At 62.7% G+C, this 13793-nt stretch carries 12 protein-coding genes and 1 riboswitch; of the genes, 3 read left to right on the top strand and 9 right to left on the bottom strand.

All coding sequences use genetic code 11. The features are described from left to right. Window positions 1-156 precede the first annotated feature (156 nt). The 5 genes from A6U98_RS16115 to A6U98_RS16095 form a co-directional block, all read right to left on the bottom strand. Complete coding sequence (locus tag A6U98_RS16115; RefSeq protein ID WP_029872006.1) at window positions 157-1662, bottom strand: tripartite tricarboxylate transporter permease; 1506 nt, start codon at window positions 1660-1662, stop codon at window positions 157-159. 9 nt (window positions 1663-1671) lie between these two features. Continuing rightward, window positions 1672-2133 carry a tripartite tricarboxylate transporter TctB family protein gene (locus A6U98_RS16110; RefSeq protein ID WP_029872005.1) on the bottom strand — a complete coding sequence of 154 codons (462 nt, stop codon included), beginning with the start codon at window positions 2131-2133 and terminating at the stop codon, window positions 1672-1674. A gap of 212 nt (window positions 2134-2345) precedes the next feature. Further along, a complete protein-coding gene (locus A6U98_RS16105) occupies window positions 2346-3329 on the bottom strand; it encodes a tripartite tricarboxylate transporter substrate-binding protein (RefSeq protein ID WP_029872004.1) in 984 nt (327 codons plus the stop codon). Window positions 3330-3558: 229 nt separating this feature from the next. Further along, a complete protein-coding gene (locus A6U98_RS16100) occupies window positions 3559-4893 on the bottom strand; it encodes a sigma-54 dependent transcriptional regulator (RefSeq protein WP_017961950.1) in 1335 nt (444 codons plus the stop codon). Beyond that, window positions 4890-6692, bottom strand: a complete 1803-nt coding sequence (locus tag A6U98_RS16095) for a sensor histidine kinase (RefSeq protein ID WP_064651324.1) — start codon at window positions 6690-6692, stop codon at window positions 4890-4892. Before A6U98_RS16095 ends, A6U98_RS16100 begins: the two co-directional genes overlap by 4 nt. A 185-nt stretch (window positions 6693-6877) precedes the next feature. Between A6U98_RS16095 and A6U98_RS16090 the strand changes: the two genes are divergently transcribed. After that, on the top strand, window positions 6878-7540 hold the full coding sequence (locus A6U98_RS16090) for a sulfite oxidase-like oxidoreductase (protein ID WP_064651322.1): 663 nt from the start codon (window positions 6878-6880) through the stop codon (window positions 7538-7540). Here A6U98_RS16090 and A6U98_RS16085 read toward each other — a convergent pair. The 3 genes from A6U98_RS16085 to A6U98_RS16075 form a co-directional block, all read right to left on the bottom strand. Beyond that, the gene (locus A6U98_RS16085) at window positions 7525-8157 is read right to left on the bottom strand and encodes a hypothetical protein (RefSeq protein ID WP_064651320.1); all 633 of its coding nucleotides are present in this window, start codon (window positions 8155-8157) and stop codon (window positions 7525-7527) included. The genes A6U98_RS16090 and A6U98_RS16085 overlap by 16 nt on opposite strands. 50 nt (window positions 8158-8207) lie before the next feature. Then, entirely contained in the window at window positions 8208-8954 is a 747-nt protein-coding gene (locus A6U98_RS16080; protein ID WP_064651318.1) for a CbtA family protein, read from the bottom strand. Between the two features lie 116 nt (window positions 8955-9070). After that, window positions 9071-9280, bottom strand: coding sequence for a CbtB domain-containing protein (locus tag A6U98_RS16075; RefSeq protein WP_003542661.1), 210 nt, complete (start codon window positions 9278-9280; stop codon window positions 9071-9073). 51 nt (window positions 9281-9331) lie between these two features. After that, a riboswitch (cobalamin riboswitch) is annotated at window positions 9332-9407 on the bottom strand. Window positions 9408-9513: 106 nt separating this feature from the next. Between A6U98_RS16075 and A6U98_RS16070 the strand changes: the two genes are divergently transcribed. Further along, window positions 9514-10068: a histidine phosphatase family protein gene (locus A6U98_RS16070; RefSeq protein ID WP_064651316.1), complete on the top strand. Its 555-nt coding sequence runs from the start codon at window positions 9514-9516 to the stop codon at window positions 10066-10068. A gap of 450 nt (window positions 10069-10518) precedes the next feature. Next, on the top strand, window positions 10519-12090 hold the full coding sequence (locus A6U98_RS16065) for a bifunctional diguanylate cyclase/phosphodiesterase (RefSeq protein ID WP_064651314.1): 1572 nt from the start codon (window positions 10519-10521) through the stop codon (window positions 12088-12090). A 9-nt stretch (window positions 12091-12099) separates the two neighbouring features. Here the strand turns inward: A6U98_RS16065 and A6U98_RS16060 are convergent, their stop codons facing one another. After that, the gene (locus A6U98_RS16060; RefSeq protein WP_064651312.1) at window positions 12100-13701 is read right to left on the bottom strand and encodes an inorganic phosphate transporter; all 1602 of its coding nucleotides are present in this window, start codon (window positions 13699-13701) and stop codon (window positions 12100-12102) included. Between the last annotated feature and the right edge of the window lie 92 nt (window positions 13702-13793).

The raw sequence follows: 13793 nt of genomic DNA, 5'->3' as shown, positions 1-13793 counted from the left end.
GCGCAATGCTCCAGGGGCCTGGATATCCTGTCAAACGAAACGGGCGCCCAACCGGCGCCCGCGTCAGATTATCTCTTGTTCATCAACCGGGCAGTAAGTTCAACCCCCAGAACAGGATGTCGTCCGAAAACCGCTCACACTTTTCGGCATCATGCTCTAGCCCTCCTCGACGAACACCTCCTCACGCTTCTTCTTGACGCTCGGCAGGAAGACGACAATGAGGACGGCGACGGCAATGGCCAGAAGAATGGCGCTGATCGGCCGCGTAACGAAGGTGGTCGGATCGCCGCGCGACAGGATCATGGCGCGCCGGAGGTTCTCTTCGAGCAATGGCCCGAGCACGAAGCCGAGCAGAAGCGGCGCCGGCTCACAGCGAAGCTTCGCCAGTACATAGCCGATGAGCCCGAAGAAGGCGACGGCATAGAGATCGTAGACGTTGGCGTTGACGCTGTAGACCCCGATCGAGCAGAAGGCCATGATGATGGGGAAGAGCACGTAGTAAGGCACGGTCAGGAGCTTCACCCAGAGCCCGATCAGCGGCAGGTTGAGGATGACCAGCATCAGGTTGCCGATCCACATCGAGGCGATGATGCCCCAGAACAGAGCCGGCTGCTCGGTGGCGACGTTCGGACCGGGCACGATGCCCTGGATGATCATCGCCCCGACCATCAGCGCCATGACGGGATTGGCCGGAATGCCGAGCGTCAGCAGCGGAATGAACGAGGTCTGCGCGCCGGCATTGTTTGCCGATTCCGGTCCCGCAACGCCGGCGACCGCGCCTTTGCCGAATTCCTCCGGCGTTTTCGACATCCGTTTTTCCACCGTATAGGAGGCAAAGGCCGCCAGAATGGCACCACCACCCGGCAGGATGCCGAGCGCCGAGCCGATCGCCGTACCGCGAATGACCGGCGCGATCATCTCCTTGAATTCCTGGCGGGACGGCAAAAGGCCGGTGACCTTGGCCATCAGCACCGTGCGTGTCGACTCGCCCTCGAGGTTGCGCAGGATTTCCGCCACCCCGAACACGCCGACGGCAAGCGCCACGAAGTTCAGCCCGTCCGCATATTCACGGATGCCGAGCGTGAAGCGTGGCGTGCCGGTGTAGATGTCGGTGCCGACGAGGCCGAGCAGCAGCCCAAGCGCCACCATGGCCAGCGCCTTGACGATCGAGCCATGCGCGAGCGCGATCGAGGAGACGAGGCCGACGATCATCAGCGAGAAATATTCCGCCGAGCCGAACTGCAGCGCGATTGCGGTCAGCGGCGGTGCGAAGATCGCGACGAGAAAGGTCGAGACCGTGCCGGCAAAGAACGAGCCGAGCGCCGCGATCGCAAGCGCTGCGCCGGCCCGGCCCTTGCGGGCCATCTGGTAGCCGTCGATCGCGGTCACGGCCGAGGAGGATTCGCCCGGCATGTTGATCAGGATCGCCGTCGTCGAGCCGCCGTACTGCGCGCCGTAATAGATGCCGGCTAGCATGATCAGCGAGGAAACTGGCTCAAGCTGGAAGGTGATCGGCAAGAGCATGGCGATCGTCGCCGTGGCGCCGATGCCGGGCAGCACGCCGATCAGCGTGCCGAGCAGCACGCCGATCAAGCAGAAGAGCAGGTTTTCCGGAGTGCCGGCTGTTGCAAAACCGAGCGCGAGATTGCTGAAAAGATCCATCATCGTCTCCTAGAACCGGACCCAGGGGCCGAAGCGCTCGAACGGCAGCCCGAGCCCGTAGCTGAAGACCCCAACCGAAAAGATGGTCAGCAGCAACGACAGCACGATCGCGAGGAACACGTTCATCTTTTGCGATGCGAAGCAGGCGATGAAGGCGGTGAGGAACAGTGACGGCGCGAAGCCGAGCCCGCGCACCGTCAGCCCGAAGAACACCGGCGCCGGCAGGATGAAGAGCATGCCGCGCCAGGCAAACGGGTCGATCGGCTCGCCCTCAACCCGCAGCGCTTGAATGAAGATGATCGCGCCGAGAAGCACGAGCACACCGGCAAGCACCAGCGGGAAATAACCGGGCCCCATGCGCACCGTCGTGCCGAGGTCGAGCCCCAGCGACTGGATGGCGAAGAAAGCGCCGGTCGCGACGAAAAGCGCGCCGCAAATCGCATTGGTGGTATCGAAACTGATGGATTTCATGGTGTCTCCTGGGGAGATGGTTCGTGACGCACTGCTGCTGCGATTGCCCTCATCCGCCTGCCGGCACCTTCTCACCGCATGCGGGGAGAAGAGAAATAGCTGCAAGCCCTTCGCCCCTTGCCGCCGTTGAGTGACGCAAGTCCCCTCTCCCCGCAAGCGGGGAGAGGGTTAGGGTGAGGGGCTTATCCGGCATGTCCTGACGAGGATAATCCTCAGTCGGCATATTCGCCAGCGGCCTCGATCACCGTTTTCCAGCGCGCAATCTCGCTTTCGAGCTTGGCCTTCAGCGCAGCCGGCGTCGCATCGGCGTCGGAGGATGGCGCCGTGCCGAGCTCGGCGAAGCGGGCGCCGACATTCGCATCCTTCAGCGCCACCTGCAGCGACTTCGACAGGCGTTCGTTGATCTCAGCCGGCGTGCCCTTCGGCGTATAGATGCCGTGCCAGATGCCGACTTCAAAACCCGGCAGACCGGCTTCGACGGCCGTCGGAATGTCCTTCATCACGTCGAGCCGTTTGGGCGAGGTCACGGCATAGGCCTTGATCGTGCCGCCCTGGATCTGCTTCGTCGTGTTGGTCGTCTGGTCGCACATGACGTCGACCTGACCGCCGAGCAGATCGGTCATGGCAGGGCCGGTGCCCTTGTAGGGAACGGTTGTGAGCGGCGTCTGGATGGCGCTCATGAACATCATGCCGCAGAGATGCGAAGCCGCACCGATGCCGGCATTGGCGACCGTCACCTTGTCCTTGTTGGCCTTGATATAATCGATCAGCCCCTTGAGGTCGGCCGGCTCCATGTCCTTGCGGGCGACAATCGTCATCGGCACCTCGGTGACGAGGCCGACATAGTCGAAAGCGCCAAGCGTGTCATAGGCGAGCTTGCGGTAGAGCGTGGCGCTGGTCGCCATGCCGATATGATGCAGCAGGATGGTGTAACCGTCGGGATCGGCATTCGCCACGCGGCCAGCGCCGAGCGTGCCGCCGGCGCCGCCGACATTTTCGACGACGATCTGCTGGCCGAGATCCTTCGACATGGATTCGGCAACCAGGCGCGCGACGGTATCCGTCGGGCCGCCGGCCGCAAAGGGCACGACCATGGTGATGGTGCGCTCGGGATAGGTCTGCGCCGAAGCAGCGCCGGCGAGAAGAGAGACCGCGGCAGCCGCGGTCAGGCCGAGCATGGCCTTCAGAATTTTCATCGTTTCCTCCCTGATGAAATAAGCAAGCCCGCCGACGCATCCTCCGCGCCGGTTCGGATAACCTATTTGCCGCCAGGAAAAATCGACCCGCAATCATTGCAGTCGCTTTCGAAAGACGATTTTACGACAGTGCGATGCAGCATGGGTCGATTTGGAAACAAACGGCTCTGGCGATGGGTGGAAATCCACCCATCGCACCGCGAGATTGCAGCACCGCCCCAGCTCCGAGCTAGCTTTCGGTTGTCAGCATCCGCTTGTCGAGACCATATTTCTGCATCTTTTCGTAGAGGGTCTTCCGCGAAATGCCGAGCGACTCATAGACCGGCCTGAGGCTGCCGCCATGCGCCACCAGCGCGCTGGCAATGACCCCGCGCTCGAATTCAGCGACGCGCTCCGCAAGCCCGGTCGCCTCCTCGGCTTGCCGCCCGCCATTGTCGAGACCGAGGACCAGACGATCGGCGGCGTTCCGAAGTTCACGCACATTTCCGGGCCAGTCGCGCTGAGCAATGTCGGAAATCACGTCTGGCGGCACGGCCATCTCGTCGCGGCCGTAGCGGGCCGCCGCTTCCCGCACCAGCTGCAGGAAAAGCAGCGGAACATCCGCCCGCCGCTGCGACAAGGACGGCACGTGCAGCGTTGCGACGTTCAGCCGATAGAAGAGGTCGGCGCGAAAGCGCCCCGCCGCCACCTCCGCCTCCAGATCGACCTTGCTTGTCGCGATGAAGCGCACGTCGAGCGCCACCACCTCGTTCGAACCGAGCCTGGAGATCACCCGCTCCTGCAGCACCCGCAGGAACTTCGCCTGCAGGTCGAAGGGCATGGAGCCGATCTCGTCGAGCAGGATCGTACCGCCGCGCCCATGTTCGAATTTTCCGTAACGCGGCCTCACCGCGCCCGGAAAGGCCCCCACCTCATGGCCGAAAAGCTCGCTCTCGATCAGGTTCGCCGGCAGTGCGGCACAATTGATAGCGATGAACGGCCGGCTCGCCCGGGCGCTGATGTCGTGGAGTGCCCGCGCCACCACCTCCTTGCCGGCCCCGGTCTCGCCGACGATCAGCGTATCGGCATCGCTAGCCCCGATCGCCCGGATGCGGTACCGCAGATCCACCATCACCTGCGTGCGCCCCGGCAGCCGCGCCTCGATATCGTCGCGCTTGCCGGCAACCGCTTTCAGCAGCCGGTTTTCAAGCACCAGGCCGCGCCGCTCCATCGCCCGGCGGATGACGCCGGCAAGCATCTCCGGCGTGAACGGCTTCTCGATGAAATCATAGGCCCCTTCGCGCATCGCCTTCACCGCAAGCTGAACGTCGCCGTGGCCGGTGACGAGAATGACTGGTACCTCCGGGTCGAGCTCGCGAATCTTCTGCATCAGCGTCATGCCGTCCATGCCGGGCATGCGGATATCGCTGACGACGACGCCGGGAAAGCTGTAGCCGATCAGTTCGAGCACGTGGTCGCCGTTCGAATAGGTCTCGACACTGAAGCCGGAGAGCTCCAGCGCCTGCGCCGTGGAGCGGCGCAGTTCCTCCTCGTCGTCAACCAGCAGGATCTTCGCATCGTTCATTCCGCTGCCTCCGGCATCAGCCCTGCCGCCGATCGCAGCTCGATGCGGAACACCGCGCCCCCTTCGGGATGATTGGCAGCTGTAAGGCTGCCGCCGAAATCCTTGATGATGTTGTAGGAGATCGAAAGCCCGAGGCCGAGCCCCTTGCCGACGCCCTTCGTCGTGAAGAAGGGATCGAAGATACGCTCGGCGATCGCCGCCGGCACACCCGGCCCATGGTCCCGGACAGTCAGCACCACCTTGCCGGCCTCCTCGAAGGCCGAAACCTCAATACGCCGATCATCCAGCCCTTCCACCGCATCGGCCGCATTCGAGATCACGTTCACCAGCACCTGCTGGAGACGCACAGAACCGGCGCGCACCACCGGCGGACGCGGCCCGAGAGCGAGCAACAGTTCGGCATCCGCCGCCTTCAGCCGCCAGGCGATGATCTCGAGCGTATCGCGCATCGCCTCGTCGAGGGAAACGGGACCAAGCTTCTCGTTCGGCTTGCGGGCGAAGTTGCGCAGGTGCCGGCTGATCGCAGCCATACGGTCGATCAGCCCGCCGATACGCCGGATATTGTCCCGCGCCTCCTCTGTCCGCCCACGGTCGATGAGAACGGAAGCGCTGTCCGTATAGGTCTTGGCGGCGGCGAGCGGCTGGTTGAACTCGTGCGAAAGGGCAGCCGACATCTGTCCCAGCCCGGCAAGCTTGCCCGCCTGGATCAGATCGGCCTGCGTCTGCCGGAGCTGGTGCTCGGTCAGCCGCCGTTCGGCGATTTCTTCTTCGATGCGGCTGTTGACGCGGGCAAGATCGGCTGTGCGCTCTTCGACGCGCCGCTCCAGCTCGTTGCGGGCTTCGGCTTGCATCTGCATGCGCTCGGCAAGCCGCGCCCGCCTCTGGCGCAGAACCGCGACCGTGAGCCCGGCGATACAGAGGAAGAGAAAGACTGCCGCAAGCGCCGTGCGTGCCTGGGCACGGATGGAACTCGTCTCCATCAGCACGTTCACCGTCCAGTCCTCGGCCGGCATGTAATGCGAGAGCACCAGATATTCGCTCGAACCGCGCTCGCCGGCCAGCGTCATCAGCTCGTGCTGCTCGAAGTGGTGACGCGTCACCGGCAACGCAGCCAGCCTGGCATTGGCATAACGCCGCGACGCCTCGGTGCGGGCGACGCGGTCGGCCGTCAGCGGCAGGATGGCGCCATAGAGCCATTCCGGGCTGCCGGACATGAAGATGATGCCCTCAGGATCGGAGACGAAAATCTTGTATTCGCCGCCACCCCAGGAGGATTCGATCATGTCGATATCGACCTTGAAGACGATGACGCCACGAATATCCGCGCCGGTTCGGATCGGTGCGGCAAAATAATAGCCGCGCTTCAGCGAGGTGGTGCCGAGCGCGTAAAACCGAGCCTGCCGGCCTTCGATCGCATCCTGGAAATAGGGCCTGTAGCTGAAATTCTGTCCGACGAAGCTTGCAGGCCCATCGTAATTGCTGGCCGCGATAGTCTCTCCGTCTGGCTTCACCACATAGATATCGGAGGATTTCAGCAGCCCGTTGATCTCCTTGAGATAGAGATTGGCCGCATCGCGCAGCGCCGCATCTTCAGGCGCGCTCACCAGTTCCTTGATGTCGTCATGATCGGCGATCAGCGCCGGCAGCGCCTCGTAGCGGTTGAGATGGCCGCTGAGTGCCGAAACGGCAAGGCGCAGCGCCGTTCCCGCCTGCGCCGAGGCTTCCTCCATATAGGCGCGCGTCGCAATCGCGCTCCCATAGGTAAAGAAGGCGAAGATGATCAGCGGCACCGCCAGCAACGCCGCTATCGCACGATATCTCGAAGACAGAACCGGCTCCTCCCCTTTTCTGCCTCCACTCCCCAGCGAGGCATACCCGACGCACCGAGTTTAGAGGGGTGGGTAGGGATTTCCAAGGGGCAGCCGAAACTTGACACCCGGCAGGGGCAGATGTCCTATTGCTGCACCGCAAGGAGGCCCCGCCCATGAGCGACGACCAGACGCCCGCCGACAGCAAACTCACCACATCCAAGCGTCGCTGGGCGGCAGAGGGCAAGTTCCTGACCGGCCGTATCAGCCGTCCCGAGGCCGAGCGCCTGCCGCCCGGCCAGCACCTTGTCAAGAACTGGCCTGTACTCGACCTCGGCCAGCAGCCTGTCATCTCGACCGAGACCTGGCGGCTCGAGGTGCGCGGCCTCGTCGAAACGACGCGCACACTCACCTGGGCCGACTTCCAGGCGATCGAACAGAGCACGGGGGTGAGCGATATCCACTGCGTCACCACCTGGTCGCGCTACGACAACAAATGGAAGGGCGTTTCGACGCGCGATCTCCTTGACCTCGCAATGCCGAAGCCGGAAGCAGCTTACGTCATGCTGACGAGCTATGACGGCTATACCACCAACCTGCCGCTCGCCGATTTCGCCGCCGAGGATGCGATCCTCGCCACCGCCTGGGAAGGCCTGCCGCTGACACCGGAGCACGGTGGCCCGATGCGCCTCATCGTGCCGCATCTCTATTTCTGGAAAAGCGCCAAATGGCTGCGCCGCATCGAGCTGATGCCCGCCGACCAGGCCGGCTTCTGGGAAAAGAACGGCTACCACATCTATGGCGATCCGTGGCGCGAGCAGCGCTATTCCGGCGATTGAGCTTTCGGCCGCGAGAAACGGCGAAGCGCAAACACGCCAAGGCCGAACAAAGAGGCAAGCCCCGTCAGCGACGCCATGCTGGCGGCATGGAATGGGATCCCGCTCCAGCGCGGCTTGACGATATCGGCGGTGTTGAAGGCCTCGCCGCTGAACCGGCAGGTGATGAGCGCAAGACCGCGCCGCACCATATCGGCATCGACAGCGGAAATGATTTCACCCGCCGCTGCCCTCTCCCGCGGCATCTCGCGCATCGAAAGCAAGACCGCCTTGGTCGCGGCGAGATAGGCATGGGCGCATTCGTTGAACGGGCTTTCCTCATCCGTCACGCTGCCCGGCATCCGGCCCCATAGGCAGTAGGAATACTGGATTTCGGCATAGTTCAGCACGCGCCGGAACGGCTCGTTCGTCTCGACGGCGCGGGATGCAAGATTGATGATCCGACCGCGATAGTCAGACATGACAGCCATCTCGCCATGGGAGATTTGCGGAATATCCAGCCCGGCATGGCTGCCGCCGTCGCCGCGACTATGGCCAAAAGCGCTTCCAGCGACCACACAAAAAAACGCGGCGGCAGAAAACGCCGTCAGCAGCAGTGGTCTGGCTCTGTCGTTTTTCATAATCGCCCGAAAAGTTAAGGGCGCCGGCAAAGCGGCGCCCTTCGATGCATTCAGTGAAATGCCGTTGCCGGCCGGCCGCGTTGCCCGCCCTTAACCGCAAACCGCTTTTCTGCCAGCGCCCCGAAGGCGAGGCCGAGCGTTGCCCAGAGAATCGCATGCATGCCGAGCGAGGTCGTGCGGAAGCCCCATAGCACCATCGCCGAAAAGTTCTCCGGCACCTCGTTGATCGGCGGCAGCAGATAGAGCACGAGGCCGATGAAGACGAGATAGGCGATACCGGCGATGGTCGCGCCGTTCCAGGGACCGAAGCGCTCGGAGAGACGACGTGACAGCGCCACCGCGGCAACGAGTGCGGCAAGCGAAACAACGATCATCAGAAAGAACAGTTCGGTCCTGACGCCGATCGTGTCGGGATTGCCGACCGCCGGCGGAGTGGCGGGATATTTGATGCTGGGAACAAGCACGACCGCCACGAAGGCGGCAATGGCGATGACGGCCGAGGTGCCGCGCGGCGAAAGGCTGCTGAAGCGACCATGCACGAAGGCGAACGCGAGCGCGAAGAGCCCGCCGACGGCGACGCTGTAGGCCATGACGCCGGTGAAAAGGCCGAGACCGGCCTGCGTGGCGCGGCTGACGATTTCAGGTTCGGCAGCTTCGCCGGCCGCCTGGGCACTCGCCTGCTCAAAGGCGATCGCCGCATCGACCAGCGGCTCGCCGAAGGTATGGGCGAAAGCGAAAACGAGGATGCCGGCAAACAGGCCCGCGAGCATGCCGCGAAGCAGAAGGTTTCCAACCATGTCAGGAACTCCCCTAAAGCATGTCGCGCAAAAGTGTGCAGCGGTTTTGCGATAACGACATGCGTAAAAACAAAACCTAAAGCGCGATGAGCGAATCTGAAAGATCGCGACGCGCTTTAGTGGCAGGGAAAGCCAAGGAGATGGCGGCCGTCATGCACGAATTCGTGCACATACATGCCGTTGAACAGCGCCATCGCGCCTTCCTCGGTGCCGACGAAATAGAGGACGATGAGCATCAGCAGGCCGCCAAAGATCGCCCAGGGCAGGATCTCTCCTACGGGGATCGGCGCCGGTACAGCAACGGGCGCGAAAGTGGTGTCAGACATGTATTCCTCCGGGAATGACGCGTTCAGTCGAAAGAGTGCTTGTGCAGTAGGGTCTGACTTCCAGCGCGAAGAGCTTTCGACACGCTGGTCACAGTGGCGCGACCGCGCCGGACTTACACCGGCTTCCAAACCCGCAACAGCACGGTTATATCTGCACGCCGAAGAGACTGTCAACGAAACTTCACAAGCCGGCGAAGGACACTGTCGCCGCATTCCGGGAGACAAGAACGACCGTGAACACGCGCCTCACCTGGATCTGCCATGGCGCGACGGCAGCAAGCCGCAAGGCCCTGTTCCCGCTCGACGAACCGCTGGAGGACAAGGCAGTGGAGGAAGCCGGCAGGATGATCTCCCCGCTCCGCGCCGACCGTATTGCCACGAGCCCCGCCTTGCGCGCCCGTCAGACTGCTGACGCGCTCCGCCTCGAAGCCCAAATAGATCAGGCGCTTTGCGACTGCGACCATGGCCGCTGGGCCGGCAGATCAATCGCGGCGATCGGGACCGAAGAGCCGGAGAACCTCATGGGCTGGATGAGCGATCCGGAAGCGGCCCCGCATGGCGGCGAGAGCCTTCTTGATCTGCGCACGCGCATCGCCGGCTGGATGGATGGCCAGACAGTCCTGGGCGGCCACATCATTGCAATCAGCCATGCGGCCGTCATCCGGGCATCGATCGTGCATGTGCTGCAGGCGCCGCTCTCCTCCTTCTGGCTGAGCGACGTCGAGCCGCTTTCCGTCATCCGCATGACCAGCAACGCACAGCGCTGGTCTCTGCGCTTCCAGCATTAGCGACTGCTGATCTTATCCAGCTTTGCACAAGCAAATCGCGTCATCTCTGTTGAACCCGGCTTTGCGGGGACTACTTCCTTGTCCCAAGGAGATGGAAGAATGACATATGATTGGAGTGGCGAGCGCACGCGACGCCTGCGTTTCATGCGGGTCGCCACAGTCACGGTTCTGGTCGGTCTCATCGTCAGCGTTCCACTGCTGATCGTCACCGCCTGAAGCACGAGAAAGGGCGAGCGATGCATTTGCACGCTCGCCTTCGTTCTTTCCCGTATCAACCGGTCTTCAAAAGGGTATCGCGCTTACAACGACGCCCTGGTTCCTCCCAAGCCCCGTCGGGTCTCTCAGCGGCACAGCAACAGGCTGCCGCCTCCGATAATTCGCCTTCTGGTTTCAACAAACATTTCAGACTTTCGTGATATCTCCGCGAAGGTGGGAGATGGAGAAGGCATAATGCCGGTGTTTTTCCAAAGCAGGGCCGGAAGGCAATGTGTGTCGATCGTCGGATTTGGGGTAACCCTCTGGCTCCTCGGCACGCTGTTGCAGCTCGACGACAGCCTGGTCTCCTTCATGACGGGTTTCGGCGAGTACGGCGCCGACAAGCTCGTTCTGGGGCTCGGCATCGCCGGCGCCATGAGCTTCGTCTATTCGGTGCTGCGCATCGCCGACCTGCGCAAGGAAATGGAACTGCGCGCGTCCGCCCAGGCAAAAGCCGATTGGACCGCAACCCACGACCATCTGACCAAGCTGCCGAACCGCTACGCCTTCGAGCGCAAGATCCTCTCACGGCCGATCAAGGACGAAGAGGCCGAGATCGAGGAGTGGGACCGCAACGTCACCATCTTCTCCGTCGACCTCGACGGCTTCAAGAAGGTCAATGATCTTGTCGGCCACAAGGGCGGCGATGTCCTGTTGATCGAGGTCGCCAGGCGCATCTGCGCGCTCGGCAATGCCGATTGCGTCTATCGCTTCGGCGGCGACGAATTCATCATCGTCGCCTTCGCCCTGACGGCGCAGCGCGAGGAGCGTTTTGCCAAACTGCTGATCCAGGCCGTCACCCGACCGATCCATATCGATGGCTTTGCCGTCGAAGTCGGCGCCAGCGTCGGCTATGACCGCTGGGCCGAGGGAACCGAGCCGCTGGAAGATGCCGCTCACCGTGCCGACCTCGCCATGTACGAGGCGAAGTCACGCGGACCCAACCACCATTTCGTCTTCGAACCTTCAATGCAGGACAAGGTAACGGAGCGCGCCGCGCTGGAAACCAGGCTGCGCGCCGCAATCTCCAACAAGGCGATCAAGCCCTTCTATCAGCCGCTGATCGACCTGAAGACCGGCCAGCTCTGCGGCTTCGAGGCCTTAGCGCGTTGGATCGGCGACGACGGCGTCAACATTCCGCCGCCGGTATTCATCGATATCGCCGAGGAAACCGGCATGATCACCGCATTGTTCGAAGATCTTCTCGCCCAGGCCTGCAACGACGCCCTCAGTTGGCCGGAGCATGTGACGTTGTCCTTCAACGTCTCGCCGGTACAGATGGAAGACAGATTGCTGACGTCGCGTATTCTCAAGGTGCTTTCGGCAAGCCGGCTGCCGCCGCAGCGCCTGGAAGTGGAAATCACCGAAAACGCTCTGATCCAGGATCCCGCCATCGCCGCCCTCATTCTCGACGAGCTGCACGCCGCCGGCATCCAGATCGCACTCGACGATTTCGGCACGGGCTATTCGAGCCTCGCACAGCTTTCCCGCTACCGTTTCGACAAGATCAAGATCGACAAAAGCTTCATCGCCACCTATCGCGACGACGAGCGGCAGGAAAAGATCGTCCGCGCCATGCTCGGCCTCGGCAGGAGTCTCAACATCAAGACGACGGCCGAAGGTATCGAGGAGCACGGCCAGCTCGCCTTCCTGCTGCAGCTTGGCTGCGACATCGGCCAAGGCTATCTCTTCGGCAAGGCGATGCCCGCCGCCGAGGCGGACATCTTCATCAGCGATCGCAATGCCAATCTGGCCTCCACGGCCTGACGGGACGCCTTAAAAAACCTGACGCATGATCACGAACAGCACGAAGGCGATCGCGATCGAGGCCGGCAGCGTCAGCACCCAGGCCATCAGCATGTTACGCACGGTCGACCATTGCAGGCCGGAACCGTTCGCCGCCATGGTGCCGGCAACGCCGGATGACAGCACATGCGTGGTCGAGACCGGCAGGCCGAGATGATCGGCCGAGGCGATGGTGACCATCGCCACGACTTCGGCTGCCGCACCCTGACCATAGGTCAGATGAGTCTTGCCGATCTTTTCGCCGACGGTGACGACGATGCGCTTCCAGCCCACCATCGTACCGAGGCCGAGCGCGATCGCGACCGCCACTTTCACCCAGAGCGGGATGAACTTCGTCGCGTTGTCGACCGCCTTGTGGTAGTTCGTCACCGCGCTGAGGTCGCCGGCATCCATCGGCAGCAGCTTCTGCTTGTCGATCAGCTTCAGCGCTTCGCCGATCAGGTAGATGTCGTTGCGGACGTTGCCGACGAGATTGGTCGGCACTGCTTCGAGCGTCGGGAAACCGGCAACTTCGCCACTGGTCTGGTGGATATATAGCTGCAGAGCCAGCGTCGTCGCATCCGTCCAGGTCTTGTTCTTAACGGCGTTGCTGACCTCGGCCTTGTAGTCCGAAACCGTCACGCCTGGCTTCACATATTTGCCGAGCGCGGTTTCCACCTGGGCCGATGCCGACTTGTAGGCTTCGAGATAGTTGACATCGGGCGTGCGGTTCAGCGCGAAAGCCGTCGGCACCAAGCCGATCAGGATGAGCATGATGAGGCCCATGCCCTTCTGACCGTCGTTGGAGCCGTGGGCGAAGCTGACGCCGGTGCAGGTGAAGATCAGGATGGCGCGGATCCAGAGCGGTGGAGGCTGGTTGCCCTTCGGCTCTGCATAGAGCGCCTTGTTGCGCACCAGAAGCTTCATGACCAGCAGGAGGACCGCGGAAAGGCCGAAGCCGATCAGCGGAGAGATCAAAAGCGACAGGCCAATATTGGTCGCCTGCGACCAGTCGACGCCACTGGTCGCAGTGCCTGCCGGTGCCAGGAACTGGTTGGCGAGGCCGACGCCGATGATCGAGCCGACCAGCGTGTGCGAGCTCGACGACGGCAGGCCGAGATACCAGGTGCCGAGGTTCCAGACGATCGCGGCAATCAGCAGCGCGAAGACCATGGCAAGGCCGGAGCCGGAACCGACCTGCAGGATCAGTTCCACCGGCAGCAGCGCCAGAATGCCGAAGGCGACGGCGCCGCTTGAGGTCAGCACGCCGAGGAAGTTGAAGAAGCCGGACCAGATGACGGCGAATTCCGCCGGCATGGAACGGGTGTAGATGACGGTGGCGACGGCATTGGCCGTATCATGAAAACCGTTGACGAACTCGAAGCCGAGCGCGATGAGCAGCGCAAGGCCTAGGAGAATCCAGGGAACGGCGACTGCGGTTGTCAGGTCGCGGGCGAGTGCATAGGCGACATATCCAAGGCCGCAAACCAGAACGAGCGCGAACAGCGGCAAGAACCACTTGCTGGCCGAATTCGAACTGTGGAGCGGGTGGGAAGCGTCGCTATGAACCTGGCTGGGGGCAATATCGGCCATGGCATAGTTCCTTATTCCGTTTTGCAAATTTGCCTTTTGTTAATAATTCCGCAGCGTGAAGCTCTCATGACGCCCCACCCGGCCCGCCCCGT

This window comes from Rhizobium sp. WYCCWR10014 (assembly GCF_001657485.1).
Classification (GTDB): domain Bacteria; phylum Pseudomonadota; class Alphaproteobacteria; order Rhizobiales; family Rhizobiaceae; genus Rhizobium.
Note: the sequence above shows the minus strand (reverse complement) of the source record. Positions and strands in the feature narration are given on the sequence as shown.

What these genes read in the sequence shown, in the direction of transcription:
- A6U98_RS16115 (WP_029872006.1), bottom strand. Translation starts at nt 1,662, where the DNA reads ATGGATCTTTTCAGCAATCTCGCGCTCGGTTTTGCAACAGCCGGCACT.
- A6U98_RS16110 (WP_029872005.1), bottom strand. Translation starts at nt 2,133, where the DNA reads ATGAAATCCATCAGTTTCGATACCACCAATGCGATTTGCGGCGCGCTT.
- A6U98_RS16105 (WP_029872004.1), bottom strand. Translation starts at nt 3,329, where the DNA reads ATGAAAATTCTGAAGGCCATGCTCGGCCTGACCGCGGCTGCCGCGGTC.
- A6U98_RS16100 (WP_017961950.1), bottom strand. Translation starts at nt 4,893, where the DNA reads ATGAACGATGCGAAGATCCTGCTGGTTGACGACGAGGAGGAACTGCGC.
- A6U98_RS16090 (WP_064651322.1), top strand. Translation starts at nt 6,878, where the DNA reads ATGAGCGACGACCAGACGCCCGCCGACAGCAAACTCACCACATCCAAG.
- A6U98_RS16085 (WP_064651320.1), bottom strand. Translation starts at nt 8,157, where the DNA reads ATGAAAAACGACAGAGCCAGACCACTGCTGCTGACGGCGTTTTCTGCC.
- A6U98_RS16080 (WP_064651318.1), bottom strand. Translation starts at nt 8,954, where the DNA reads ATGGTTGGAAACCTTCTGCTTCGCGGCATGCTCGCGGGCCTGTTTGCC.
- A6U98_RS16075 (WP_003542661.1), bottom strand. Translation starts at nt 9,280, where the DNA reads ATGTCTGACACCACTTTCGCGCCCGTTGCTGTACCGGCGCCGATCCCC.
- A6U98_RS16065 (WP_064651314.1), top strand. Translation starts at nt 10,519, where the DNA reads ATGCCGGTGTTTTTCCAAAGCAGGGCCGGAAGGCAATGTGTGTCGATC.
- A6U98_RS16060 (WP_064651312.1), bottom strand. Translation starts at nt 13,701, where the DNA reads ATGGCCGATATTGCCCCCAGCCAGGTTCATAGCGACGCTTCCCACCCG.